This is a genomic window from Campylobacter sp. P0085 (genome assembly GCF_002139495.1).
In the GTDB taxonomy this organism is placed as follows: Bacteria; Campylobacterota; Campylobacteria; order Campylobacterales; family Campylobacteraceae; genus Campylobacter; species Campylobacter devanensis.
In genome coordinates, this window is record NZ_MJKB01000007.1 from 14,172 (window position 1) to 37,986 (window position 23,815).

Genomic DNA, 23,815 nt, shown 5'->3' on the forward strand with positions numbered 1-23,815 from the left:
ATTAACTCTCAATCCTAATCATAAATGGCTTAGCCTTGATAAAGTTCTCATTTTCTAAGCTATTAATTACTCTTAGCATATCAGCTTCTAAACAAGTATGAGTAGTAAAAAATAAGGTAGCACATCCTTCATCTTTGCTTTTTGCTTTTTGTAAGAAACTATCAATTGAGAGATTATTTTGACTCATTAAATTTGTAATCTTAGCCAAAACCCCAACCTCATCAGCTACCTTTAATCTTAAATAATATTTGGTTCTAATCTGGTTAGGCTTTAGAAGTTTTAATGGTGCAGACTCTAGTGGAGCCTTATATCCTAGCATAGGATTTCTAATCTCTCTAGCGATATCTATTAAATCACTTATAATTGCACTTGCTGTAGCAGACCCACCAGCACCAGCACCATAAAATAAGCTCTCTCCAACTGCATCACCTACGACACTTACAGCATTCATTACCCCATTTACATTTGCTAGCATCTTATCTTTGCTAATAAATGCTGGATGAACTCTAAGCTCTAAAGTACCTTCTCCACGCTTAGCAATAGCTAAAAGCTTGATAGAATACTCAAATTCATTAGCAAAATATATATCCTCGCTACTAATTTGACTAATACCTTCAATCAAAATATCTTCGGGCTTAGCATGCACGCAATAGGCAATACTAGCTAATATAAGTAATTTATGTGCCGTATCAAATCCACCTATATCAAAGGTCGGATCAGCCTCGGCGTATCCTAGCTCTTGAGCCTTTTTAAGCGCCTCGTCAAATTGCACTCCACTATTCATCATATTTGTTAGAATATAATTGCTTGTTCCGTTCATTATACCCATTATTTTTTGAATATGGTTTGCGCTTAAGCCCTCTCTTAAAGCTTTTATAATTGGTATCCCACCAGCTACACTAGCTTCATATCCAAATGCCGTATCACCAGCAAGTGTTTCAAGCTCATTTCTGTAGTAAGCCAATAGCGCTTTATTTGCTGTTACTACAGCCTTTTTGCGCTCTAAAATCTTACTTATAATCTCATAGGGCTTATCAATTCCGCCCATTAGTTCGATAAATACATCAATATCATCTCTATTTATAACACTATCTATATCATCAGTTAGTGGAATTATTGAGTCTTTATGTTTTGATAAATCCCTTACTACACCCACTACTGGAGTTATACTAACTCCAGCTCTTGAGACGATTAGATCGCTATTTTTAATGAGCACATTAGCAACTTCAGTTCCTACTGTCCCAACACCTAATATCGCTACTCTCATTGGACTTCTTTTAAATATTTTTTGATATTTCTAGCAGCTTGGCGAATACGATTTTCATTCTCTATAAATGCAATCCTGACATACTCATCACCAGCCACACCAAATCCAGCACCAGGGCTAACAGCTACGCAAGCTTTGGTCAATAGCTGCTTAGCAAATTCTTTACTTCCTATATTTCCTACTTGCGGTGGTAATTTTGCCCAAGCAAACATACTAGCTCTAGGTTTTGCAATATCCCAACCAGCAGCACTAAAGGCCTCTATAAGCGTATCTCTGCGTTTTTCATAAGTCTGTCTAATCTGCTCAACGCAATCTTGATCTCCATCTAGTGCTACGGTGGCCGCTACTTGGATTGGGGTAAACATACCATAGTCAAACCACGATTTTATCTTTTTGAGTGCGGCTACTAATTTTTTATTACCACATATAAATCCTACACGCCAACCGGCCATATTGTATGATTTGGATAGTGTGTAGCACTCTACTGCGACATCTTTTGCCCCATCGACTTCAAAAATACTTGGGGTCTTATATCCATCAAATGTAAGCTCAGCATAAGCAATATCACTAATGATATAAAATCTCTCACGCTTAGCCATATCTACTAAACGCTCATAAAAACTCTTTTGGCAAGTTACAGTAGTTGGGTTATGAGGAAAATTTACTACAACATATTTTGGCTTTGGAATACTCTCTTCTATAGCATGTTCTAAATTTTCAAAAAATTTATTCTCATCTACTTCAAAATTTGCATTATAAATAAGTGGCATCTTAGTAACATTTCCACCTGCTATAATAAAAGCTTGAGTATGAATAGGATAGGCTGGATCTGGTACAATAGCTACATCGCCAGGATTTGTGATGGCTTGTACTAGATGGACAAATCCCTCTTTGCTACCCATAGTTGCGACTGCTTCGGTTTCTGGATCTAGTATTACGCCATATTTTCTTTTATACCAGTTACATATCGCAACACGAAGTTTATAAATACCTTGACTAACACTATAACCATGAGTTTTATCCTTCATAGCGCTCTCGCATAATTTATCTATAATATGCTGTGGCGTTCTACCATCTGGATTTCCCATCGAAAAATCTATAATATCAGCCCCATCTCTACGTGCTGCCATCTTAATCGCATTAACCTCGGCAAATGCGTAGTTTGGCAACCTCTCAATAGTGTTAAATCTAATCTCATCAAACATAAAAAAACTCCTTAATTTGATTTTATATATATTTTTAATCCACGCTTAATATTTTCTAAGCTAAAAGCATCATCAATTAGCATATAGTATGAATTTGGTGGAAATTTGATATATATTTCTTTTTCTGGTTTATCTGATTTAATCTGTGTAATCAAATTTAGATCCCTATCAAGTACCTTTATAACGCAAATCCAACTATCAGAAGCGTAGCTTTTTATTAAAGCCTCACTTTTGCCACTAATATTTAAAAAATATGGCTCTAATGGCTTTGCAAGGTCAAATTCGCTATCACTAATATATTGATGTGTAGATAATATAGCTTTGCTGGCATCAATACTATAAGTAAAACTAAACTCACCATCACGGTTAATATCTTTTATATAAATTTGATTCTTTCCAAGCTCTCTATAAATCGCACCTGGATCTAGCAAAAAGCGTGAATTCATAGATATTTGCCAAACTATTCCTTGAGTATCGGTCTTTAATGACTTACTCAAAAAATATGAATAGCCAAGATTTTTAAGAGCTTCAGATACACTTTTAAAAAGCAAAATATCAGAACTTGGGCTATAAAAGGCAATTTCTAAATTCACCGGCAAAGAAAAACTAAGATTTAAGAGCGAATTTACTCTTAAAGTATTTGTAATTTTAGCGTAATTTGGATTACCCCTACTATCAATAAAATCAGACTCTATAGCAAATATCTGCTCGATTTTATCTCTATTTTTAGCGTAACTTTGCTCTGAAATTATACTTTTGATATTGCTATGTAAATCAAATCCAAAACAACTAAAAGCAAAAACACAAAATAGAAACGCTACTCTTACCATTGAGAACCTTTGTTTAGTTTCACAAATTCGTCATACTCCAACTCTCTAATTGTGCCATTTTGAATTACAAATCTTAATGGCTTTTGAACGCTAAATTTCTTTTGATCCCCATCAATCTCTAAAATTAACTCGCCGTGGCCTGTTTGAATTAGTTGATCAGTGCTTAAATTTAGGTCGATAGGATTTTTAGTTGTATGAAATCTTTTATTTTTACCATCAATATCTTTAATACCAATCCATATATTTTTAGTTGGAATAATTTTAGCAATTTCATTGGTTGGTGCTGTAATCTGTGGTACTTCTACTTTTGTAGTTTCTATATTTAGAGTTTGAGTTTTTAGTTCTGTAGTCGCATTGGCCTCTATAGAAGTTGAATTTGAGTCTATTTTAGTTTGACTAGATTCAGTAGTGATATTTTCATCTTTTTGAACCACTTTTTCTATTGTTTGACTAATTGCTTCTAAATTCTCTTTAGCTGATTCTACTACGGCATTTGCTGAGTAGGTTACGCTTTGATTTTTATCAAAACTTGGTAACTCTATATTATCTAAAATATTTGTAAATTTAACTACCCAAACTAGTGCTACTATGATTAATACTACAACCAAAATTACTGTTAAAGCCATACTATTATCGGTTTTTGGTGTATATGCTGGAAGTTTTGGCGCTACTGTAAAACCTGCATTATCATCACCATTATGTTCTTTACAATACTCATTATACTCATCAATCCAGCCTTGTAAATCCATATCATATTCACGGCTTAAAATCTTAGCAAAACCAGAAGCATTTAATTTGCGAAGTTTTTCGAAATTTTTTTCACACATATATCTTAGATACTCAGTCTCGATATGAGTGTGCTTAGTTACCTCTTTTAAATCCATTTCTAAAAGTTTTTCTATACCATTAGCCATTTATAATCCTATCAAATAATATTCCAAACGCCACACTGACATTTAAGCTATCCCAGTCCTTGCGCATATTTATGCCTAGACTCTCATCGCATTTTTGCAATACCTTATTTGGTATTCCCTCGCCTTCACTACCCATAATTAAAGCAGTTTTAGGCTCAAATTCAAATTCTTTAGTATTCTTGCCTCCGGCATTTGCTGCATAAATTTTAAATCCAACTTGCTTAAGCTCATTTATAAAGCTTAACCCATCAGTGCATAAAGCAATTGGTAGTTCATACGCTGCACCGCTACTAGCACGCACTACTCCTTGCATTGCTAGGCTCTCATTTTTACCTACTATAACTATACCGCCAGCACCCAATGCATAAGCAGTCCTTACTATAGCGCCAATATTTCCTACATCACTAAGACCATATAAAATCACTAAATAATCAGACTTTTTAATCTCATTTAAATTAGCAAACTCGTAATCTTTTACCTTTGCTAAAAAGCCTTGATGATTGCCTCCACGGGCAAGCGCTTGGGCTTTTTGATTATCAACTTTTTGAATTTTCAAGCCGACTTTTGCTATTTGGCTAAATATATCTTTTTGAACCTCTTTTGCTAGATATATCTCTTCGAGCTTGTCTTTATGATGTTTTAACAAATGTAAAAATAGCTGTTTTCCATAGATAATCATAGCGATTATGGTATCTAAAAGCCCTTAAATTTTAGCTTATTTTTAGCAAAAAAAATGAATTTTTGTAAAATTCTATATTATCATTGTTAAGAAACTTCTTATGATTAATAAAATAATCATACAATAAATACTATTTTACAAAAGATCGCTTCTAATAAAGCTTTAATAATCTATATAAATTTATCCTAAAATTACCCATTTAACTGGGCATATATCTCTTTTACGCTTTTACCAGTAAGCTTGGCTAGGAGTTTAGCTTTTTGCTTTGGAGGAATGTCTAATTCATTTATATCAGCTACGCTTATAGTATTTTGGGTGTTATTTTTTGAACCATCAATTACTATACACCATTCACCTTTTAAATTTGCACTCTTAAGCATAGCAACTAGATTTTTAGCACTATTTTTAAATTTAGCTTCAAATTTCTTAGTAGCCTCTTTAATAGCAAAAATCTCCCGTTTAGGCTCTAGCTTTGCAATAGCTTCAACTAGCTGCAAGACTCTCTTTGGCGATTCATATATCACTACTGGATAAGTCAAATTTAGCGCATTTTGTATAGCTAGTTCTCTATCTCTGCCGGTATTTGGCAAAAACCCTAAAAATGTAAACTCTTTTTGCACAATTCCACTTGCTGCTACGGCTAAAAGTGCTGCATTTGCTCCACTTAATACCTCGTAATTTATACCATTTTGCTGAGCAAATTCTACTAATGCAACTCCTGGGTCGCTAATGCATGGCATTCCAGCATCGCTTACATATACTACAGTATTTTCTATTAATTTTTTAGCTTCAAATTTAGTAAAAAATTCACTCTCGTTATGAGTATGAAGAGAGTAAAATTCAGATGGATTTATATTTAGATTATATTTTGTGTTTAGAAGATTTATAAGGGATTTAGTTACTCTACTATCTTCGCAAATTATGATATCACAAAGGTTCAAGATGTCCAGGCATCTCTTTGAGATATCATCTAAATTGCCAATTGGCGTAGGAAGAAAGTAGAGCAAAAGATTATTTCATTCCGTATTTTTTCTTAAATTTATCTACACGACCAGCGCTATCTACGATCTTTTCACTACCTGTGAAAAATGGATGACAAGCACTGCAAATATCTACTTTGATTTCTGGCTTGTTTGACTTGCTAATAAATGTATTACCGCAAGCGCAGCTAACTGTGCATTCAACATACTCTGGATGTATATCTTTTTTCATTGCTTTTCCTTTTTTTGGGTTTAAAAGTTGGAATTTTATCTAAATTTGGCTTAAATTTCCTTGATTAATCTAGTCTCATTTGGTGCCATCTCTATGATCTCCCATGGTAAGCCTTGTTTATTTAACTCATCCATAAATGGTTTGGCATCGAATTCTTCCATATTAAATACCCCTTTAGCACTCCAAATTCCCTTTGCTACCATCATTGAGCCTATCATTGCTGGCACTCCTGTAGTGTAGCTAACAGCGCCAACGCCGGTTTCTTGATAGCACTCTTGGTGATCGCATACATTATAGATATAAACTTTTCTTGGCTTATTATCTTTTATGCCTGTTATCACACAACCTATATTTGTCTTGCCTTTGGTTCTAGCGCCTAGGCTTGCTGGGTCAGGTAGTAAGGTCTTTAAAAATTGAATTGGGACGATTTTAACTCCATTATGCTCAACCTCATCAATCCTTAGCATACCTACATTTTCTAGGCATTTCATATGAGTTAGATAGCTCTGCCCAAAGGTCATAAAAAAGCGAATTTGCTTTAAAGTAGGGATATTTTTTACTAAGCTCTCAAGCTCTTCATGATAGAGCAAATAGCTATCTTTTGGGCCGATTTTTGGATAATCCCAGCTAAATCCTATCTCCATCGGCTCGGTTTCTATCCATTTTCCATCTTTGTAGTATCTACCCTTTGCACTAACTTCACGTAAATTTATCTCAGGATTAAAATTCGTAGCAAACGCATACCCATGGTCTCCAGCATTACAATCCAAAATATCAATATACTCAATCTCATCAAATAGATATTGCTTCGCATAAGCACAATATACATTAGTAACGCCCGGATCAAATCCACTACCAAGAAGCGCCATAGTATTAGCAGATTTAAAATCACCATCTTTAGCCCATTGGAGTTTATACTCAAATTTAGCCGTATCTGGGTGTTCATAGTTTGCTGTATCTATATATGGAATTTTAGTTTGCGAGCATGCGTCCATAAGCGTAAGGTCTTGATATGGAAGTGCAACATTTAGTAATAAATCAGCCTTAATATTTTTAATAAGCTCTACAACAGCAGCTGTATCATCGGCGTCTATCGCCGCCGTATCGATATCCACTCCGACTTTGTCTTTGATAAATTTAGCTATTTTATCACATTTACTTTTGGTGCGACTAGCTAGAGTAATTTTGGTAAAGACTTGCGAATTCATCGCACATTTTACCGTTGCTGCTTGGCTTACTCCGCCTGCTCCGATGATTAAGATATGACTCATTTTCTATCCTTTGTCTGAATTTTTAGTAATTATAGCCAAATTTAGCTAAAATTCACTCCATACTCTAAGCAAAAATTATTTTAATAAAAAATTAATATTTTCTAAATTTGGCTTTTAAATTAGATTTGAGTCTAGGTATTGAGCTATTTTGACATAAAATATATTAAAATATAAGTTAATAATACTATTAATGGTTATATTTAAGCTCAATAATATCTACTCAACATTTTAAGTATAGGTTTAGCTAGTTCTAGCCCCTTGGAGCGATGTGAAATTTGGAGTTTGATACTCTCATCAATCTGCCCTATAGTCTTATCAAATCCATCAGGAATAAACATAAAATCATACCCAAAGCCATTATCCCCAAGCTCTCTATCGATGACTTCTCCATGCATAAATCCATGGACGCCATATCTGCCATATTTAGAGCCGATGCCGATACAGGCGGTGTAAAATGCCTTAGCGTGGCTTAAGCCTAATCTTTTTAACTCACTAATCAATTTTGCTCTATTGCTCGCATCACTTGCCCCTTCACCGCTATATCTAGCTGAGTAGATCCCAGGAGCAAAACCAAGCGCTTCAACGCTTATCCCGCTATCATCACTTAGAGCTATACACTCATTTTCAATTCCAAGCTCTTTAATCTTCTCATACACGGCATCTGCTTTTATCATCGCATTTTCATAAAAGCTCTTGCCATACTCTTGGATCTCAAAGGGCTTACATATATCACCCAAAGCCAAAACTTCAAATTGATTATAATAAGCTTTAATCTCCCTTACTTTATCCATATTATTTGTAGCTAAAACAATCTTCATCCAACTCTCCTATTTAGAATTTTTCTAACCCAAAACGCCACCAAACCCATCGCAACCACAAGGGCTAAGGCTAGCCAAAATTCATAGCTTTTATAATTTGCTATATTGCTACCTAAATTTATAAATAGCACCGCACTAATAAACTTGCCAAGCACCCCAGCAATGATAAATTTAACAAAATCAAACCTCAACGCCCCAGCCATGTAATTCACGACATTATAAGGGACAATTGGTATTAATCTAAGCAAAATTATTAGACTAAACTCATCCTTACAAAATTTATTTTTAACTCTCTCAAATTTAGCAGTGTCAAAAGCCCCACTAAAATATCTTGCGATAAAATACATTATAGCTGAGTTTATCGCAACTCCTATCATCGCACAGATTAAAGCCTCCCAAAAGCCTAAAATCGCCCCACCGCCAATAGCCAAAATCCCAGCCGGAAATAAAAATATAGGCAAAATTACCCAACACCCAATATAAATCACCCAATCAAATTTGCTAAATTCACCCATTAAATTTATCAAATCACGCTGATTTATACTACATAAAATTACCACGCAACAAAGCATAAAAACGCCAAATAAAATCAATCTAATCATAAATTTCTCTTTTAAAAGCGTAATTTTATCCAAATTTTTGCTAAATTTTGAAAATATTTAGGTATATTTAGATAGAATTCAACCAATTGTTAAATCATTATAATACTAAATTTGGATTGTTGATGAAGCTTTTTGCTAGGTATAGTGCATTTATTTATGTAAAATATTTTTTTATTATATTTATCTCATTGATTGGATTTTATGTAGTTATTGATACCCTTACAAATCTTAAAAATCTCCCAAGTAGTGCAAATTTACAACTAATTTATGTTAGTCTAACTGCATTAATTTCAATCAATTATGTATTGCCAATCTCAATAGTCTTAGCCCTAATAGCAACTATGATTAACCTAACTCGCTCCAATGAATTAGTCAGCTTCTACGCTTTAGGAATTAGCAAAAACCGCCTTATAACGCCTATTTTTACCATCACTTTACTTATTAGCTTTGGATATATCGGGCTTTGCTGCACACAGTTTGCCTACGCCAAAGAAAGACAAGAATCCTTAGAAGATTTTCAAAGCTTTGATCGCTCAACCAAATGGATATTTTTGCGCTTTGAAAATAAATTTACATATATCGAAAAACTCCTTGGCAATAAGCAGCTTGCTCAAAATGTCAGAATTTTTGATATGAATGGTTCGCAAATTATATCTCAAATAACTGCTAAAGAGGCTAGCTACAATGGCAACACCTGGATACTTAAAGATAACAACATAACTCAAATACCGCAAAATTTAAGCCTAGGTGCTACAGGGTTAGAGCGTAGCTATGCTGATGAGATAGTAATCACAAATAGCTTCCGCCCACGCATAATAGAAAATATCGAAAATAAAGACAATCTCTACTCCATCATAGATGCTATTGACTCCATAAATACACTTAAAAATGAAAATATAAACATTGCTAAGATAAAATCTGTACTATATTCAATGATATTTTTCCCACTTTTTGCTCCATTTATGGTGCTAATTTTATACTATTATATGCCTGTTACTGGGCGTTTTGCTAGCTTAGCTATTGCTAGTTTTGGGGCGATTTTTATCTCGCTTTGTATTTGGGGTGTTTTATTTTTACTTATTCGTCTTAGTATTAATGGTGCTATTGCTGCTGAGATTGGTATTATTTTGCCTGTTATTATTTTGATGCTATTTGCTGGATATCAGTTTTATAAACATAGGTAACATATCTATATCATAGCAATTTAGAGTTGAAATTTATAAATTTTGCCTAAAAAATAAAAGATACTTAAAAAAATTATATAATAAAGAAAGTTTATATATTTGCTCTATTATTGCTTTATTATAATTAAAAAATGATACTAATAAATTTAATATCATTAAACTTAATCAAACTAAAATAAAAACTAGTAAATTTGTAAATTTTTACTCTACCCCCCCCCTACAAAATCACAAATTTAGGTTATAATATCGATTGGAATACATATAACATAATGGGGGTTTATCATGTTCTCAAATCTTAAAGTTGGTGCCAAAATATCACTAATTGTTGGCGCTGTAGTTTTTGTTGGCTTAACTGCCCTTACTATACTAATTGGCAATAATGCATCAAAGGTGATTAAGCACGAGTCTGACATCACTCTAACTCAAGCTAGTCACCGATATGCTGAGCATGTTCTAACTATTTTTAGAGAGATGGATTCACTCACTAAATCTACTGCTAATATTATCGGCCTTGACCTTGGCTCTCGTCATGCTAATATGCAAGATACTATAGATGATTTAAGCACTTCATTTGATTCATCTAACTATGCTGAGTATGCATACATCTATCTATTAGATCCAAATGATAGCTTTAAAAATAGCGATTATATAACTAAAGATAATCACTTTGCACTATTTTTAGCAGATACAAATCGCAATCTTAAAAACGGAATAGAGGTACATAAAACTACTGAAGCATTCCTAGCTGATACATCTATTAAAGATGTTATAACAACTAAAAAGCCTGTAATTGGCGAGCCTAAACACTACAATATAAATGGGAATGATGTATTTGCAACTGATATAGCCTATCCACTAATAAATAATGGTAAATTAATCGGTGTAGTAGGATATATGTATAATCTAAAATATATGACTACATATCTAGATAATAAAGAATTTAGTCTATTTGAAGGCGATGTACGCTACATTTTAAGTGCAGAATCTAGACTAGCTACTCATCACAATCCGCAGTATTGGGGTAAAAAACTAGGCGAGTTTAATACCAACCCTACAACCAAATTAGCCCTAGAGGCGATTCAAAATAAACGCGTAACTATTATCGATGAATACTACACTATCCGTGGTGAAGCAACCAAGGCAATTATCACTCCATTTTCTATTGGCGAGCTTGGAACTTGGTATATGCTTATCAATGCTCCGCTTGATGAGATTCAAAAACCGATGCGTATCTTAGTATATGAGATTATTGGGGTGTCAGTTGTAGTGCTTATTATACTTCTTGTTTGTGTTTATATGATTACTAATAGATTAATTACTGCTAGACTTAGCCGTCTATCTGGACTGCTTTTAGCATTCTTTAAATATATCAACCACGAAGAAAGGTGCGCGCCAAATACTATACCACCTACATCAAATGATGAGATTGGCGCAATGGCATCAGCAATAAACTCTAACATCTTAAAAACTCAACAAGGTTTACAAAAAGATGCTGAGGCTATTAGTGAGGCAGCTAATACAGCTAAATCTGTAGAAAATGGCGACCTAACAGCAAGAATCAAACAAAACCCAAATAACCCTCAGCTAATCGAACTTAAAAATGTACTAAATAATATGCTAAATGTACTAGAGGCTAAAATCGGTGGTAATATGAATGAGATTCATAGAGTATTTGAATCATATAAAAATCTAAATTTTACTACTCAAGTCTCAGGTGCTAAAGGTGATGTAGAGACTACTACAAATATTTTAGGTGAAGAGATTAGAAAAATGCTAAACTCATCTGCTAGCTATGCTCAAGATCTAGCCAAACAAACTGATAATCTAAAAGAGTCAATGCAAAAGCTATTTGATGGCTCAAACGCTCAAGCAAATTCACTAGAGCAATCAGCTGCGGCTATAGAGGAGATATCAAGCTCTATGAGTAGCGTAAATGATAGAACAACTGAAGTGGCTAGACAAGCAGAAGATATCAAAAACATAGTAGGCGTAATAAAAGATATAGCAGACCAAACAAATCTACTAGCACTAAATGCAGCCATAGAAGCAGCTCGTGCTGGTGAGCATGGTAGAGGCTTTGCTGTTGTTGCTGATGAAGTAAGAAAACTAGCTGAAAGAACTGGTAAATCTCTAAGTGAAATCGAAGTAAATGTAAATGTATTAGTTCAAGGTGTAACTGAAATGAGTGAATCTATAAAAGAACAAACTCAAGGTATCGCCCAAATCAATGAAGCTATCGCTCAATTAGAAAGCGTTACTCAAGACAATGTTACTGTAGCAAATGATACAAATACTATCACCGCTAGAGTAAATCAAATTTCAGCTAACATCCTTGATGATGTAAATAAAAAGAAATTCTAAAATCTCTTAGGAGAGGTCATCCTCTCCTTGATTATAAAATCTTTAACATAGTCTTATTAATTTGCTTTGATTTACTAAATTTAAATTATAAATTTTAGATATTTTGATTAAAAATCTTTAGATTAAAATCATTTTAAATAGTAGGTGAATTATTTTAAATCCCAAAAGATTGCCACGCTAAATATACGCAGCAATCAAATTTAATCTATTTTAGCCGTTCTAGACGCTCTTTTTTAGTGCCAATTTCAGTAATTTGTACGCCAAAGTTTCCATCAACGATAACAACCTCACCAAGCGCAATTGGCTTATCTCCTATTAATACTTCTAGCGGGTCATTAGCTAGCTGATTTAGCTCTATGACTGAACCAATATCCATTGATAATACATCTTTTAGTAGCATCTTTTTTGAGCCGATTCTTACACGGATTGGCAAACGCACATCTAAAATTAATCCGATATTTTTAATCTCATCACCAATATCATGTTTTTCACTTTTAGAGCCTATAGTTTTATTAAAGTATTTATAAAACGAATAATCAATACAAATACCTATCATTTCATTTAAATCCATTAGCTCAACATGGTATAAAAATAACTTCTCAAATGAGCTAAAATCTAAAATTTGATTTTCATCGATATACTTTACAGCATTGATTGTAAATGTAATCTTTGGCATATCTTTGGCTGCTCCAAGACTTGTAGTCATAGCGCTTAATAAATTAGAAAATATCTCCTTGCTAGCATCTAGCTCATCATCGCCAATTATCGTGCTACCACTTGGTTTTTCATCGCCTAGCATTAGATCATTTATTGCAGTTAATAAAACTGGTGTAGCTACTAAATTTATCTTACCCATTATATCACCATTTAGTGTTACACTAGCGATTACGGCTGGAGTTTTGATACCATTTTGAGTTGGAGCATCATACTCTGCTCCTTCAGATATTACCGGTGTAACTCCGGTTAACCCTTCTATAGTTGCACTTAACTCATTTGTAAATATTTCAAAAAATCTAGTCATCATATTCATCCTCTTCTTTAGTTTCTTCTTCTGGTTCTGGCTCTTTATATGACATTAGTTTGGCTTTTCTCTCCTCTTCATATTGTTCTAGGATAGCCTTTATTTCATCACGATCAGTTTTGATTAACTGTTCTAGCTTGATAGATTTGCTAAAGCGGTGAATACCAATTTGAGCTAAGAATACCTCTTTTTTATCTATACAGACAACTGCTTTATCATCGGCATTACGATCAAGTCGCAAGATATCACCAACTTCTAAATTTAAAAATTCATTTACGCTAATTACGGTCTTTCCTAAAATCGCCTCATATAATACCTCAGCACGGCCAATAAGTGTTTTTAACTCTTTATTTCGGCTCTTTTTAGCACTAGTTTCACCTAGCATAATATCACGATTAGCCAAACGGCTAAGTATTGGCTCTAGATATATAACTGGATAACATAAGCTTATCATACCACTAGAGTTTCCAATAATAATCTCCATAACAACCATAATAACAATCTCATTTTGGCTAACGATTTGGACAACATTTGGACTAGACTCTTTAGCTTCTACATTTGGATACATATCTGTAATCATTGCCCAAGACTCTTTTAAACGCTGCATAATAATACGCAAAATAGCATCCAAAAGATTAACCTCAATATCAGTTAGCTCCCTATTGTTACTCTCAAATCCATCACCATTACCACCAAGCAACCTATCAATCATAGGAAATGCTATACTAGGATTAACCTCTAAAACGCAGTTGCCATCTAGCGGTTTAATAGAAAATACATTAAAGCTTGTTGGGCTTGGCAAACTCATTAAAAACTCGCCATAAGTCATCTGATCAACTGAGTGTAGCCTAATCTCAACAATACTACGCATAATGCTTGAAATTTGAGACGCAAGGTTTCTTGCAAGCTTATCGTGAATACCTTTGACAGCCCTTAGCTGCTCCTTACTAACCCTATTTGGACGTTTAAAGTCGTAGATTACAACCTGTTTTGGCTCTTCCAAATTACGCTCAGATGAATTGCTGCTTTGACTATCGCCATCATCATCTACAACTTGCAAGAGTGCATCTATCTCTTCTTGACTTAGAATATCTGCCATTAAAAGCCTAGCCTTTCTCGAATTTTTATTATCAATCTTTTATGAATTTGACTAATTCTTGATTCTGTGATATTTAAAATTTCGCTTATTTCACTTAAATTTAACTCTTCATAATAATAAAGCTGAATCACCAACTGATCCCTTTGACTAAATTCACTCAAAACCAGCTTTATATGCTCGATTAGCTCCTCTTTTTCTATCTGTGCCTCGGTATCATAATCGCTTAATATATTAAACTGATCTTCTAACCTAAGAACAGATGTTAGATCGCTTAAGCTTCTAACCTCTTTAATCTTGCTTACATCTTCATTTAACGCACTAGCTAAATACTCATTGCTTGGCTCATATTGATGTTTGCTATAGTACTCATCTACTAATCGATCTATATCTTTAACCAGTTTACGATTCTGTCTGCTTAGCGTATCTAAACTTCTTAGGTAATCAAGCATTGAGCCTTGAACTCTATGCTTTGCATAACCCCAAAAATTATCATTTTGATTTTTATCATAACTATGGCTAAGACGTACCATAGCCTCTGTACCAATACTTATTAAATCGCTTACTTCAATCGAACTTGGCAAACGAGATTTGAGTCTACACGCCATAGCTCTAAGAGCTGGCATATATGCGATTACTAGCTCATCTTGCTCTTTTTTTATCTGTGTTTTATAGGCTTCAAGCTGCTTTTTCTTTATTGGATTCATGCTTTTTACCTGATCTTTTGAGCTTTTGGTCTAGATGACGAATGAGTGTCTCTAACCTACGCTCCCTAACAGCAAGCTCTGTAAGCAAATAGTCGTTAACCTCTTCATGATGCTCTTTATTAAATATTTTTAAACCAATCCTTTTAGTATCTATATAATTCATTACCACAATATGAATAACAATATAAAAGAAAAATGTGATCAGCAAAGTATATATAACAAACTCTACAGGCTCCTCGACTTTTACGACGACAAACATCAATCCAACAAAAAATCCACACACTGTAAAAAATGCTATATAATTATCTGGTCTCACGGTAATCCTTTTTAAAACTGCTCCACTAAACGCTTAAAAAAGCCAGCAAAGCTTCTATCTTCACTGGTATCAAGCACTTTCCGTTCCAATTTCTCAAGGAGATTATTTGCTGCTTGCTTAAGCTGATAAGTAGCTAATGAATGCGGAGCTTCGCTGCTAAAAAGTGTCCGTATCTTAATGCTTCTAGATACAACCTTATCACTTGGAATCCAGCCTAAAAGATTTAAATTTAGCCTATGCGAAATATTTTTATCAGCAACAGTTTTTATAGTTTGAAAAATCTTTTGAGCTTCATCTGCGTTTTTAGTCTGATTAATTAGCATAAAGACATCGCTTTTCATCTTTGAAATCACCTTAATAGTCGCATATGCATCGGTGATAGCTGCGGGATCAGGCACGGTTACAACGATAATCTCATCACACGCTTCTAAAAATACTTGCGTACTAGATCCAATCCCAGCACCAGTATCAATGATAACAAAATCCACATCTTTTAAAATTGAGGCTTGATTTAAGAACTTTTCGTATAAAAACTGATCATTAAATTTAAAAATCTCATCACCGCTCTCACCAGGAATTAATGTCAAATTTGGTTTAACTTTAATTAAAATATCTTCAAGCGGACACTCGCCTTTTAAAACATCTAGCATATTTTTGGTAATTTTCACATTTAGTAAAACATCTAAATTCGCAAGACCAATATCAGCATCAAATAATACTACTTTATAACCATTTGTTGCTAAAAGATTAGCTAAATTTGCACTAACTGTGGATTTACCTACGCCACCTTTTCCACTAGTAACTGCGATGAAATGAGTAGATTTTTTAATCTTTTGAGCTATCATTAACTCTCTTAATTTATCTGCTTGATCCATCATCCTCTCCTTTAAATCCATCTAAAACGCAACTAACCAAAAAGTCGCTCTTAGCTTCCATAATATCATCTGGGACATTTTGACCTGTTGAGAAGAAGCTCACCGGTGTACCAGTTTCATATATAAGTGAAAATATATTACCAAATATCTTTGTCTCATCAAATTTTGTAATTATAAGAGTATCAATTTCTAAAGTTGAAAAATTATTATAAATCTCTAGCAAATCATCAATTTTTGAACCGGCTGAAACGACTAAATTTACATCAACTTGATTACCGCACTCTTTTAAAAATGTATTAAGACGAGTTAATTTTTCTCTATCATACTGACTACTTCCCATAGTATCAATTAAAATTACATCGCAGTTTGATAAACTCTTAAGCGCTGAGCGAAAATCCTCAGGCTCAATCGCATCAAGAATTGGGATATTCATAATCTTAGCATATTGAAATAGCTGTTCAACCGCACCAAGCCTATAAGTATCAAGCGTGATAATCCCTGTCTTATATCTAATACTACCGCCATGAGCAAATTTATACGCAAGTTTTGAGAGAGTTGTTGTCTTACCTACGCCAGTTGGACCTACTAACATCATAATTCTTTTCTTTTTAGGGTCAAAGCTTTCACTTCTACATGGCAACATATTACGCAAAAGTGAGTAGAAATATCTCTTTACAGTTACTGGATTGCTTTTCATCGATGATGGCATATTTTCGATTGTAGCTTGCATTATACCCTTTAGATGCTCGTACTTCATTCCACTTTGTTTGGCTAGCTTGTATATTGTAGAAAATTCAGGCGGAATAATTATATCATCACGATTTTCAGCCTTATCATCCCATATCATATCAGCAATCATAGAGATTTTTTGATTTAGCTTACTTACCTCTTTGGCTACTTCATCAATCTTTTTGTCATATTCTGGGCTTTTATACTCGCTTAATTCGTTGCTTACCCCTGCTACTTTTCCAATCTCTTTAGCAACCTGAGATATATTTAATAATATATCATTATTATCTCTTGGTTTTTCTTCTATAGTATCTAGCCCGCCTTGTTCAAATCTTGATGCTGGGCGTGGGCTTTGGGTTGAACCAAGAGTATAAGCCTCAATTTGTTTTTGAATTTGATTGATTTGAGCCTGTTTTTTCTGTGCTTGGCTTGGCTGAGGAGTATCCTCTTCAACGCTAACTAAAATCTCATAAAGAGGCTTTTTATTTAGCGTTTTTGGCTGAATTTGCTTAGTTGTTACAAGCATAGCACTCTCACCACACTCCTCTTTAGCTTTCTTAAGTGCTTCAATCGCACTCTCTCCTGTAAAAGTCTTTAAAACTGTTGCCATCATATTCCTTTCATAAGACCTAATGGGATAAATACACTTGGGCGACTATTAGCTCCTGGGTGAGGTAGGATTAATTCTTCATTATTATAGCTTTTAGCACTAAAGTATAGTATATCCAAATCTAGTGTTCTAGGTGAGTTTTTAAACTCCCGTTTGCGTTTAAATCGCCTCTCGAATCTCTGCATAATCCTTAAAACTTCCTTAGCATATAAGGAAGTTTTAAGGATTATAACAGCATTTATATAATCTCTGCTAGCATAACCAAACGCTTTATTTACCAGCATTGGTGAGCTTTGCACAATGGCAAATCTCCTATCTTTTAAAATTAAATTTAAAAATCTATCAAAAATCATAGAGGTATTACCGATATTTCCGCCTAGACCAATAATTGCGGTATATTTATGTGGGGTATAATTGTTAAATTTGCGCGGGAAATAAGCGCTTTTTAACAACATTTTAGCTCCATCGATTTTAATTGTTTTCATTAAAGAACTTCGCACCCATCATTTGTAACAACTACGACATCTTCAATTCGTATACCAAACTCATTTTCTAAGTAGATCCCAGGCTCTATACTAAAGACCATTCCAACCTCTACTGGAGAGCTATTTCGTGGGCTAATTATTGGAAATTCATGAATATCAAGACCCACGCCATGCCCTGTTGAGTGAAAAAACTTATCACCATAACCGCTTTTTGCAATAAATTCCCTAGCCGCTGCATCAATATCACACGCTCTAACACCTGGCTTTACCGCTTTTATAGCTAAATTTTGCGCCTCTTTGACTATCTGATATATCTCATTTTGCTTTGAATTTGTAAATTTTTGCTCCTTACTAAAGCTAAAACCATCTCTAAATTCAACCGTTCTAGTACGATCTGAGCAATACCGATGATATTTTACCCCAGCATCTACTAAAAGCAGATCGCTATCTTTTATACACTCATCTAGTGGAAGAGCATGTGCTTTGGCTGCATTTGCATTTATTGCAGTAATTGGATCAAAGCTAAGACCTAAATTTCCACCATCTCTTAAGATATTTCCAGCATTAAAGTTAATTAACTTCTCGCTCATTCCAGCTATTATCGCTCCAGCAAGCTCATCAAATTTACTAGCTCCAAGCTGCGCTGCATAGCGTAAAATCTCAATCTCATCACTACGTTTTATCTGTCGTTTTAACTTTGAGAATTCATTCTTTGCCTTGAAATTTATATGCAAATCACGACTTAACTGGCTAAATTCAAAATAGCTAAAATCACTTGGATTAAACATTAACTCCTTAATACCAAAGCGGCGCAAAAGCAGCCTTGCATCTTTTATTATATCTTTTGATTCGATCACTTCGCAATTTTGCGCTACAGCCCTAGCCTCGATAGCATAGCGAGAATCGGTAATAAAAAACCCCCTCTGACCAAATTTGATAAAAATTTCATTATCGCAACTATAGCCGCACTCAAAATATACTGCGTTTTCGTTTTTTAAGATATAATTATGCATCATTTGATGCTGCATCCATTCGCTTAATTTGTTCAAAAATTTGAAGCATTCCAATCATAGCTAGATGATAACCAATTGGCCCAAATCCAGCGATATGTCCTGAACATACTGGTGCTATTAAGCTTTTATGGCGGAACTCTTCTCTTTGATAAATATTGCTAATATGCACCTCAAGTACAGGCAAACCAACTGAAGCAATAGCATCCCTAATAGCAATTGAAGTGTGAGTGTAGGCCGCTGGATTTATTATAATTCCATCAAATTCGCCTAAGCATTCTTGAATTTTATCTACGATTTCACCCTCAAAATTACTTTGAAAAAACTCAATCCCAACTCCAGCTTGATCAGCTACAGCTTTCATCTGCTCATGAATATTTTCCATTGTCATAACACCATAAATTTTGCGTTCACGCTTTCCAAGCATATTAATATTTGGCCCTTGGATTACCATAATTTTCATATTTTTCTCCGATAAAAAATTGCATGGCAATTATTTTACAAAATATTGGCTAAATTTTGGCTATAATGTACGCTTTTTAAGGAAAAAATATGAAAATATTAAAAGCTAAATTTATAATTTTATGTAATGAGAGCTTTGATGTGGTTCAAAATGGGGCAATTGCCTTTGATAAAACCATACATAAAATTGGCAAATTTGATGAGTTAATAGCTAGATTTAGTGATGCTGAGATTTTAGATTTTAGCGATGATATTGCTATGCCTGCTCTTATAAACTCACATATTCATCTTGAGTTTAGTGCTAATAAAACTACACTTGAATATGGTGATTTTTTACGCTGGTTAAAGAGCATTATCGCTAATGGTGACACCCTAGCAAATAATGATAAAAATAGTGCTATAAAAAGCGCTATTGCAACACAGCTAGATGCAGGTGTTAGTACAATTGGAGAGATTTCTAGCTATGGTATTGATGCGCTACACTGCGCTAATTCACCTATTAGGACAGTATATTTTAGTGAAATTTTAGGATCAAATCCTGCTTTAATAGAACAACAATGGAATGAATTTTTAGAGCGTTTTAATGTTGCAAATGAGCTAAAAAGCGATCTATTTATACCAGCTATTAGCGTGCATTCACCTTATTCTACCCATATAGAATTAAGCAAAAAAGCCTTAAAATTGGCTAAAGATAATGGCATGATAGTTGCTACGCATTTTATGGAGAGCATACATGAAAAAATTTGGCTTGAGAATAGCAGCGGTGAATTTGGTGAATTTTTTAAAGGTTTTAATAAAAATGCTACGCCATTTTATACGCCAAAATCTTTTATAGAGCTTTTTGCTGATATTCAAACTCTATTTATTCACTCTATTTTTGCCGATAATTATATAAATTTAATGGATAAAAATCTCCATTCAATCATAAGCTGCCCAGTCTCAAACCGTCTATTAAGTTCTAAATTTAATCTACAAAATGCCTTAAACAATAACATAAACATAGCCTTTGCCACAGATGGTTTAAGCTCAAATATAAGCTTAAATATCTGGGATGAGCTGCGTGCTGGCCTAATGGCTCATAGTGATATAGAACTTAGCAAATTTGCCACATTTGCACTAAAATCAGTTACTAGCAATCCAGCTAAAGCTTTGGGCTTAAACCTAGGTGAGTTAAAAGCCGGAAATATCGCTGATATCGCAGTTTTTAATGGGTTTGAATTAAGCGATATAAGTCAGCTTTGTATCGAGCTTATACTACATACTAAAAGCGCTAAAGCGCTATACATAAAAGGAGAAAAATGCAACTATTAAAAAGTATATTTGCCTTTATTAAAGGTATATTTAAATTTATTAATGAGTATTTTAAAAGTATGATTTTTGTACTAATTGTTCTATTTATTATAGCTAGTAGCGGCGAAAAAAGTAGTGCAAATTTAATAGAAATTAGCCTTGAAGGGGCTATTATGGATGAAAGAGAGCTTTTAACTCAAATAGACTTAGCCAAAGATCCAAATATAAAAGGTGTGTTAATAAATATTGATAGCCCAGGTGGAGAGATGAGTGCAAGTGTAGCTATAAGTGATGCTATAAAAGAGCTATCCACACTAAAACCAGTTATTGCCTATGCTAGTGGAACGATGGCTAGTGGAAGCTACTATGCTGGTATTGGAGCAAATAAAATTTATGCTAATCGTGCTAGTTTTATTGGCTCAATAGGCGTGATAATGCAGACTCCAAATACCGAAGAACTAGCCAAAAAAATTGGAATCTCAACTCAAGTAGTAAAGGCTGGAGAATTTAAAGAGGCTGGCACATTCACACGCAGCTGGAATAGCGATGAGAGAGCAGCCTTACAAGGCTTAGTAAATAAGAGCTACGAATTATTTACCAGTGATGTAGCAAATGCCCGTGGGCTGGATTTAAACTCAAGCAAACAATGGGCAAATGCTAGAGTTTTTTTGGCTCAGCAAGCACTAAATTTAGGACTAATAGATGGTATAATGAGTATAAATAACGCTAAAAAAGAGCTAGAGATACTAAGCGGTGTAGCTACTCCTGTATGGTATGAAGCTCCAATGGTACAAAAATTTATAAATAACATCGCCAAACAAAGCGCAAATTTAATAATCACAACTTTAAGTCAAAGGAGCATATTGTGGCAGTGGTAGAATCTGTAAATATTGGTATTATCAGGGATTATGGTGATTTTCGTAGTGCTATGGATAAGCACTCAGTAAGTAGCATTGAGATTGATTTTACAGGTATAGTAGGCGATATGCTAAGCGATATAATCCATCATGGCGGTGAATTTAAAGCTGTCTTTGCTAATGCAGTAAGTAATTATGCAGCTTTTAATAAGTTTGCTAGTAGAGAGCTTAAATTTGGACAGATGGGAGAGAATCTAAGCATCACTATATTAGATGAGAAAAGTGTATGTATAGGCGATATTCACCAAATCGGTAATGCACTTTTACAGGTGAGCGAACCTAGAAAACCTTGCGTAAAACTAAGTAAAATTATAGCTAGAGGAATGACTAAATTTATATTTGAAAATGGGCTCAGTGGATGGTATTATCAAGTTTTAGAACCAGGAACGGTATGTCCAGGCGATAGTGTAAAAGTAGTTCATAAAGATACAAATCAACTAAGTGTCATGGAGTTAAATATGCTATTTTTTGCCCCAAAAGATAATATAAATCTACTACAAAAGCTAGAACGAGTACATATACGAGATGAGTGGCGTGATAGTATTACAACTAGACTAAAAGGGATTTATGATAATTCTTATATGGATAAACTCTAAGAAATACTATTTAAAAGATTATTATACCTAGATAATAAACCCTCGCAATGGCTAAGCATTGCGAGTAAATTTAAGCTATTAAAGACTTAAATTTAAGCTACTGTAGTAGTCTTAATATATTTTGTTGTACAGCATTTGCCTGACTCATAGCGTAGCTTCCACTTTGGGCTAGTATGTTAAATTTAGAGAAGTTTGCACTCTCACTAGCAAAGTCTACATCTCTTATTTGAGATTCAGCTGATTTTACATTTACTTGGGTAACTGTAATATTATTTATAGTAGCTACTAATTGATTTTGTACTGAACCTAGGTCAGCTCTTAGCTTGTCTAGAGTTTTTCTAGCTGCTTCAGCTACATCTATCATAGCTTGAGCACCTGCATATGTATTAACTCCTCCAGCTTGAGCTGTTCCAGTAGATGCTTCGCCGCCTCTAAAAAAGCCCATTGCGTTAGCCGTATCTGAAACAATTGTTCCTGCGTTCATATATTTTAAATTTACTGAAGCTTGAGCATAACCAGTTGATGCATTAGCAGCGGTTATCATAGCGTCACCAGCAGTAAAACCAGATACTAAGGATATACCACCTAAACCAACTTTAATATCTCTAGCATCTTGGCGAATAAATGTGATTTGACCTAAATAAACCGTACCAGCCGAATGTGCATCTCCAGCTAATGAAGCACCCGTTTTAGCACCAAATACAGTATTAGCACCAGTAGATGTTGAACCAAGCCTAATAGCTCTACCATCTTTAGCAGCTAAAACTAGTCTACCATTTTCTAGGCTTGCTTCTACTCCGGTTTCATCTTTTTTAGCGTTAATTGCACCGATTAGAGCGTTGTCGCTATCATTAGCTTTTACGGTAATATTACCGATTTTTACACCATTAATCATAAAATCTTTAATTGTACCAGCAGCAATTGCTTGGCCAAATATTTGCGTATTATTAACTTCAGCTCTTATACCAGTTTTATCGCTTACACCATTCATCATTTCAGCTACAGCTTTTAAACCATCTGTTTGTAATGTTTTTGCGCTAATAGTTTGAAATACATAACCACCCGGATATCCATCGATTCCGCTAAGTTTTACAACTGCATCTGCCATTTGAGAAATATTAGAAGCTACCACATTTTTTAGTGTCTCAAACCTAGTATGCCCAATTGTATTTGAGTTTGTAGCACCTATGCTTACTTTTGCAGTTTCATTACTATAAGCACCAATTTGGAAGTTTTTGTTTGAAAAATTTCCATTTAGTAGTTGTTGGCCATTAAAGCTTGTAGTAGTAGCTATCATATCTAGTTCTTCAAGAAGTCTGCTAATATCATTTTGAAGAGCTCTTCTAGAATCAGCATTT

25 protein-coding genes and 1 pseudogene are annotated in these 23,815 nt (G+C 34.2%); 6 read left to right on the plus strand and 20 right to left on the minus strand.

Annotated elements, in window-relative coordinates; translation table 11 throughout:
* Window position 1 precedes the first annotated feature (1 nt).
* The 10 genes from CIGNP85_RS07785 to CIGNP85_RS07830 form a co-directional block, all read right to left on the minus strand.
* Window positions 2-1,267 (minus strand): homoserine dehydrogenase, encoded by a 1,266-nt coding sequence (locus CIGNP85_RS07785; protein WP_086252816.1) that lies wholly within the window; start codon window positions 1,265-1,267, stop codon window positions 2-4.
* Window positions 1,264-2,472 (minus strand): LL-diaminopimelate aminotransferase, encoded by a 1,209-nt coding sequence (locus CIGNP85_RS07790; protein WP_086235192.1) that lies wholly within the window; start codon window positions 2,470-2,472, stop codon window positions 1,264-1,266. The genes CIGNP85_RS07785 and CIGNP85_RS07790 overlap by 4 nt, the downstream gene beginning before the upstream one ends.
* An 11-nt stretch (window positions 2,473-2,483) precedes the next feature.
* Entirely contained in the window at window positions 2,484-3,302 is an 819-nt protein-coding gene (locus CIGNP85_RS07795; RefSeq protein WP_086225654.1) for a hypothetical protein, read from the minus strand.
* Complete coding sequence (locus CIGNP85_RS07800) at window positions 3,296-4,216, minus strand: hypothetical protein (RefSeq protein ID WP_086287788.1); 921 nt, start codon at window positions 4,214-4,216, stop codon at window positions 3,296-3,298. The genes CIGNP85_RS07795 and CIGNP85_RS07800 overlap by 7 nt, the downstream gene beginning before the upstream one ends.
* Complete coding sequence (gene rlmB / locus CIGNP85_RS07805) at window positions 4,209-4,895, minus strand: 23S rRNA (guanosine(2251)-2'-O)-methyltransferase RlmB (protein WP_086268890.1); 687 nt, start codon at window positions 4,893-4,895, stop codon at window positions 4,209-4,211. Before rlmB ends, CIGNP85_RS07800 begins: the two co-directional genes overlap by 8 nt.
* Window positions 4,896-5,086: 191 nt before the next feature.
* Complete coding sequence (gene rsmI, locus CIGNP85_RS07810; protein ID WP_086244540.1) at window positions 5,087-5,902, minus strand: 16S rRNA (cytidine(1402)-2'-O)-methyltransferase; 816 nt, start codon at window positions 5,900-5,902, stop codon at window positions 5,087-5,089.
* A 4-nt stretch (window positions 5,903-5,906) separates the two neighbouring features.
* Window positions 5,907-6,107, minus strand: coding sequence for a 50S ribosomal protein L31 (gene rpmE, locus CIGNP85_RS07815; RefSeq protein ID WP_086225649.1), 201 nt, complete (start codon window positions 6,105-6,107; stop codon window positions 5,907-5,909).
* A gap of 50 nt (window positions 6,108-6,157) precedes the next feature.
* Complete coding sequence (locus CIGNP85_RS07820) at window positions 6,158-7,378, minus strand: saccharopine dehydrogenase family protein (protein ID WP_086236199.1); 1,221 nt, start codon at window positions 7,376-7,378, stop codon at window positions 6,158-6,160.
* A gap of 206 nt (window positions 7,379-7,584) precedes the next feature.
* Window positions 7,585-8,196, minus strand: coding sequence for a non-canonical purine NTP pyrophosphatase (locus CIGNP85_RS07825; protein WP_086253899.1), 612 nt, complete (start codon window positions 8,194-8,196; stop codon window positions 7,585-7,587).
* A complete protein-coding gene (locus CIGNP85_RS07830) occupies window positions 8,193-8,831 on the minus strand; it encodes a TVP38/TMEM64 family protein (RefSeq protein ID WP_141031752.1) in 639 nt (212 codons plus the stop codon). The genes CIGNP85_RS07825 and CIGNP85_RS07830 overlap by 4 nt, the downstream gene beginning before the upstream one ends.
* An 89-nt stretch (window positions 8,832-8,920) precedes the next feature.
* Here CIGNP85_RS07830 and CIGNP85_RS07835 point away from each other — a divergent pair, with 89 nt between their 5' ends.
* From CIGNP85_RS07835 to CIGNP85_RS08690, 3 genes and pseudogenes are all read left to right on the plus strand, one after another.
* Window positions 8,921-9,982 carry an LptF/LptG family permease gene (locus tag CIGNP85_RS07835; protein ID WP_086227362.1) on the plus strand — a complete coding sequence of 354 codons (1,062 nt, stop codon included), beginning with the start codon at window positions 8,921-8,923 and terminating at the stop codon, window positions 9,980-9,982.
* Between the two features lie 537 nt (window positions 9,983-10,519).
* Window positions 10,520-10,885: pseudogene (locus CIGNP85_RS08685) on the plus strand (PDC sensor domain-containing protein); the annotation flags it as partial.
* A gap of 933 nt (window positions 10,886-11,818) precedes the next feature.
* Entirely contained in the window at window positions 11,819-12,343 is a 525-nt protein-coding gene (locus CIGNP85_RS08690; protein ID WP_439097967.1) for a methyl-accepting chemotaxis protein, read from the plus strand.
* 205 nt (window positions 12,344-12,548) lie between these two features.
* Here CIGNP85_RS08690 and fliY read toward each other — a convergent pair whose 3' ends face one another.
* Genes fliY through aroQ form a run of 9 tightly spaced genes read right to left on the minus strand, consistent with a single transcriptional unit; the run spans window position 12,549 to window position 19,655 of the window.
* The gene (gene fliY / locus CIGNP85_RS07845; protein WP_179187340.1) at window positions 12,549-13,367 is read right to left on the minus strand and encodes a flagellar motor switch protein FliY; all 819 of its coding nucleotides are present in this window, start codon (window positions 13,365-13,367) and stop codon (window positions 12,549-12,551) included.
* Window positions 13,357-14,463 carry a flagellar motor switch protein FliM gene (fliM, locus tag CIGNP85_RS07850; RefSeq protein ID WP_086239085.1) on the minus strand — a complete coding sequence of 369 codons (1,107 nt, stop codon included), beginning with the start codon at window positions 14,461-14,463 and terminating at the stop codon, window positions 13,357-13,359. Before fliM ends, fliY begins: the two co-directional genes overlap by 11 nt.
* Window positions 14,463-15,167: an RNA polymerase sigma factor FliA gene (locus CIGNP85_RS07855; protein ID WP_086225638.1), complete on the minus strand. Its 705-nt coding sequence runs from the start codon at window positions 15,165-15,167 to the stop codon at window positions 14,463-14,465. The genes fliM and CIGNP85_RS07855 overlap by 1 nt, the downstream gene beginning before the upstream one ends.
* Entirely contained in the window at window positions 15,139-15,483 is a 345-nt protein-coding gene (locus CIGNP85_RS07860) for a hypothetical protein (protein ID WP_086225636.1), read from the minus strand. Before CIGNP85_RS07860 ends, CIGNP85_RS07855 begins: the two co-directional genes overlap by 29 nt.
* 11 nt (window positions 15,484-15,494) lie before the next feature.
* Window positions 15,495-16,358: a MinD/ParA family protein gene (locus CIGNP85_RS07865; RefSeq protein WP_309543863.1), complete on the minus strand. Its 864-nt coding sequence runs from the start codon at window positions 16,356-16,358 to the stop codon at window positions 15,495-15,497.
* Window positions 16,342-17,697, minus strand: coding sequence for a flagellar biosynthesis protein FlhF (gene flhF, locus CIGNP85_RS07870; protein WP_086234105.1), 1,356 nt, complete (start codon window positions 17,695-17,697; stop codon window positions 16,342-16,344). The genes CIGNP85_RS07865 and flhF overlap by 17 nt, the downstream gene beginning before the upstream one ends.
* Complete coding sequence (gene folK, locus CIGNP85_RS07875) at window positions 17,697-18,182, minus strand: 2-amino-4-hydroxy-6-hydroxymethyldihydropteridine diphosphokinase (protein WP_086227360.1); 486 nt, start codon at window positions 18,180-18,182, stop codon at window positions 17,697-17,699. Before folK ends, flhF begins: the two co-directional genes overlap by 1 nt.
* Window positions 18,182-19,195 carry a M24 family metallopeptidase gene (locus tag CIGNP85_RS07880; RefSeq protein WP_086287798.1) on the minus strand — a complete coding sequence of 338 codons (1,014 nt, stop codon included), beginning with the start codon at window positions 19,193-19,195 and terminating at the stop codon, window positions 18,182-18,184. The genes folK and CIGNP85_RS07880 overlap by 1 nt, the downstream gene beginning before the upstream one ends.
* Complete coding sequence (gene aroQ / locus CIGNP85_RS07885) at window positions 19,188-19,655, minus strand: type II 3-dehydroquinate dehydratase (protein ID WP_086225630.1); 468 nt, start codon at window positions 19,653-19,655, stop codon at window positions 19,188-19,190. The genes CIGNP85_RS07880 and aroQ overlap by 8 nt, the downstream gene beginning before the upstream one ends.
* 89 nt (window positions 19,656-19,744) lie before the next feature.
* Here aroQ and mqnF point away from each other — a divergent pair, with 89 nt between their 5' ends.
* From mqnF to CIGNP85_RS07900, 3 genes are read left to right on the plus strand one after another with little or no spacing between them, the layout of a single operon-like run.
* Entirely contained in the window at window positions 19,745-20,965 is a 1,221-nt protein-coding gene (gene mqnF / locus CIGNP85_RS07890; protein ID WP_086243594.1) for an aminofutalosine deaminase family hydrolase, read from the plus strand.
* Complete coding sequence (sppA, locus tag CIGNP85_RS07895) at window positions 20,953-21,822, plus strand: signal peptide peptidase SppA (RefSeq protein WP_086287794.1); 870 nt, start codon at window positions 20,953-20,955, stop codon at window positions 21,820-21,822. The genes mqnF and sppA overlap by 13 nt, the downstream gene beginning before the upstream one ends.
* Complete coding sequence (locus CIGNP85_RS07900; RefSeq protein ID WP_236845615.1) at window positions 21,810-22,457, plus strand: MOSC domain-containing protein; 648 nt, start codon at window positions 21,810-21,812, stop codon at window positions 22,455-22,457. Before sppA ends, CIGNP85_RS07900 begins: the two co-directional genes overlap by 13 nt.
* Before the next feature lie 97 nt (window positions 22,458-22,554).
* Here the strand turns inward: CIGNP85_RS07900 and CIGNP85_RS07905 are convergent.
* On the minus strand, window positions 22,555-23,815 hold a 1,261-nt coding region (locus CIGNP85_RS07905), incomplete at its 5' end, for a flagellin (protein WP_086287796.1).

What these genes read in the sequence shown, in the direction of transcription:
- CIGNP85_RS07865 (WP_309543863.1), bottom strand. Translation starts at nt 16,358, where the DNA reads ATGGATCAAGCAGATAAATTAAGAGAGTTAATGATAGCTCAAAAGATT.
- rpmE (WP_086225649.1), bottom strand. Translation starts at nt 6,107, where the DNA reads ATGAAAAAAGATATACATCCAGAGTATGTTGAATGCACAGTTAGCTGC.
- sppA (WP_086287794.1), top strand. Translation starts at nt 20,953, where the DNA reads ATGCAACTATTAAAAAGTATATTTGCCTTTATTAAAGGTATATTTAAA.
- rlmB (WP_086268890.1), bottom strand. Translation starts at nt 4,895, where the DNA reads ATGATTATCTATGGAAAACAGCTATTTTTACATTTGTTAAAACATCAT.
- CIGNP85_RS07855 (WP_086225638.1), bottom strand. Translation starts at nt 15,167, where the DNA reads ATGAATCCAATAAAGAAAAAGCAGCTTGAAGCCTATAAAACACAGATA.
- folK (WP_086227360.1), bottom strand. Translation starts at nt 18,182, where the DNA reads ATGAAAACAATTAAAATCGATGGAGCTAAAATGTTGTTAAAAAGCGCT.
- CIGNP85_RS08690 (WP_439097967.1), top strand. Translation starts at nt 11,819, where the DNA reads ATGCAAAAGCTATTTGATGGCTCAAACGCTCAAGCAAATTCACTAGAG.
- flhF (WP_086234105.1), bottom strand. Translation starts at nt 17,697, where the DNA reads ATGGCAACAGTTTTAAAGACTTTTACAGGAGAGAGTGCGATTGAAGCA.
- CIGNP85_RS07880 (WP_086287798.1), bottom strand. Translation starts at nt 19,195, where the DNA reads ATGCATAATTATATCTTAAAAAACGAAAACGCAGTATATTTTGAGTGC.
- CIGNP85_RS07800 (WP_086287788.1), bottom strand. Translation starts at nt 4,216, where the DNA reads ATGGCTAATGGTATAGAAAAACTTTTAGAAATGGATTTAAAAGAGGTA.
- mqnF (WP_086243594.1), top strand. Translation starts at nt 19,745, where the DNA reads ATGAAAATATTAAAAGCTAAATTTATAATTTTATGTAATGAGAGCTTT.
- CIGNP85_RS07835 (WP_086227362.1), top strand. Translation starts at nt 8,921, where the DNA reads ATGAAGCTTTTTGCTAGGTATAGTGCATTTATTTATGTAAAATATTTT.
- CIGNP85_RS07790 (WP_086235192.1), bottom strand. Translation starts at nt 2,472, where the DNA reads ATGTTTGATGAGATTAGATTTAACACTATTGAGAGGTTGCCAAACTAC.
- CIGNP85_RS07795 (WP_086225654.1), bottom strand. Translation starts at nt 3,302, where the DNA reads ATGGTAAGAGTAGCGTTTCTATTTTGTGTTTTTGCTTTTAGTTGTTTT.
- fliY (WP_179187340.1), bottom strand. Translation starts at nt 13,367, where the DNA reads ATGATGACTAGATTTTTTGAAATATTTACAAATGAGTTAAGTGCAACT.
- CIGNP85_RS07785 (WP_086252816.1), bottom strand. Translation starts at nt 1,267, where the DNA reads ATGAGAGTAGCGATATTAGGTGTTGGGACAGTAGGAACTGAAGTTGCT.
- CIGNP85_RS07820 (WP_086236199.1), bottom strand. Translation starts at nt 7,378, where the DNA reads ATGAGTCATATCTTAATCATCGGAGCAGGCGGAGTAAGCCAAGCAGCA.
- fliM (WP_086239085.1), bottom strand. Translation starts at nt 14,463, where the DNA reads ATGGCAGATATTCTAAGTCAAGAAGAGATAGATGCACTCTTGCAAGTT.
- CIGNP85_RS07825 (WP_086253899.1), bottom strand. Translation starts at nt 8,196, where the DNA reads ATGAAGATTGTTTTAGCTACAAATAATATGGATAAAGTAAGGGAGATT.
- aroQ (WP_086225630.1), bottom strand. Translation starts at nt 19,655, where the DNA reads ATGAAAATTATGGTAATCCAAGGGCCAAATATTAATATGCTTGGAAAG.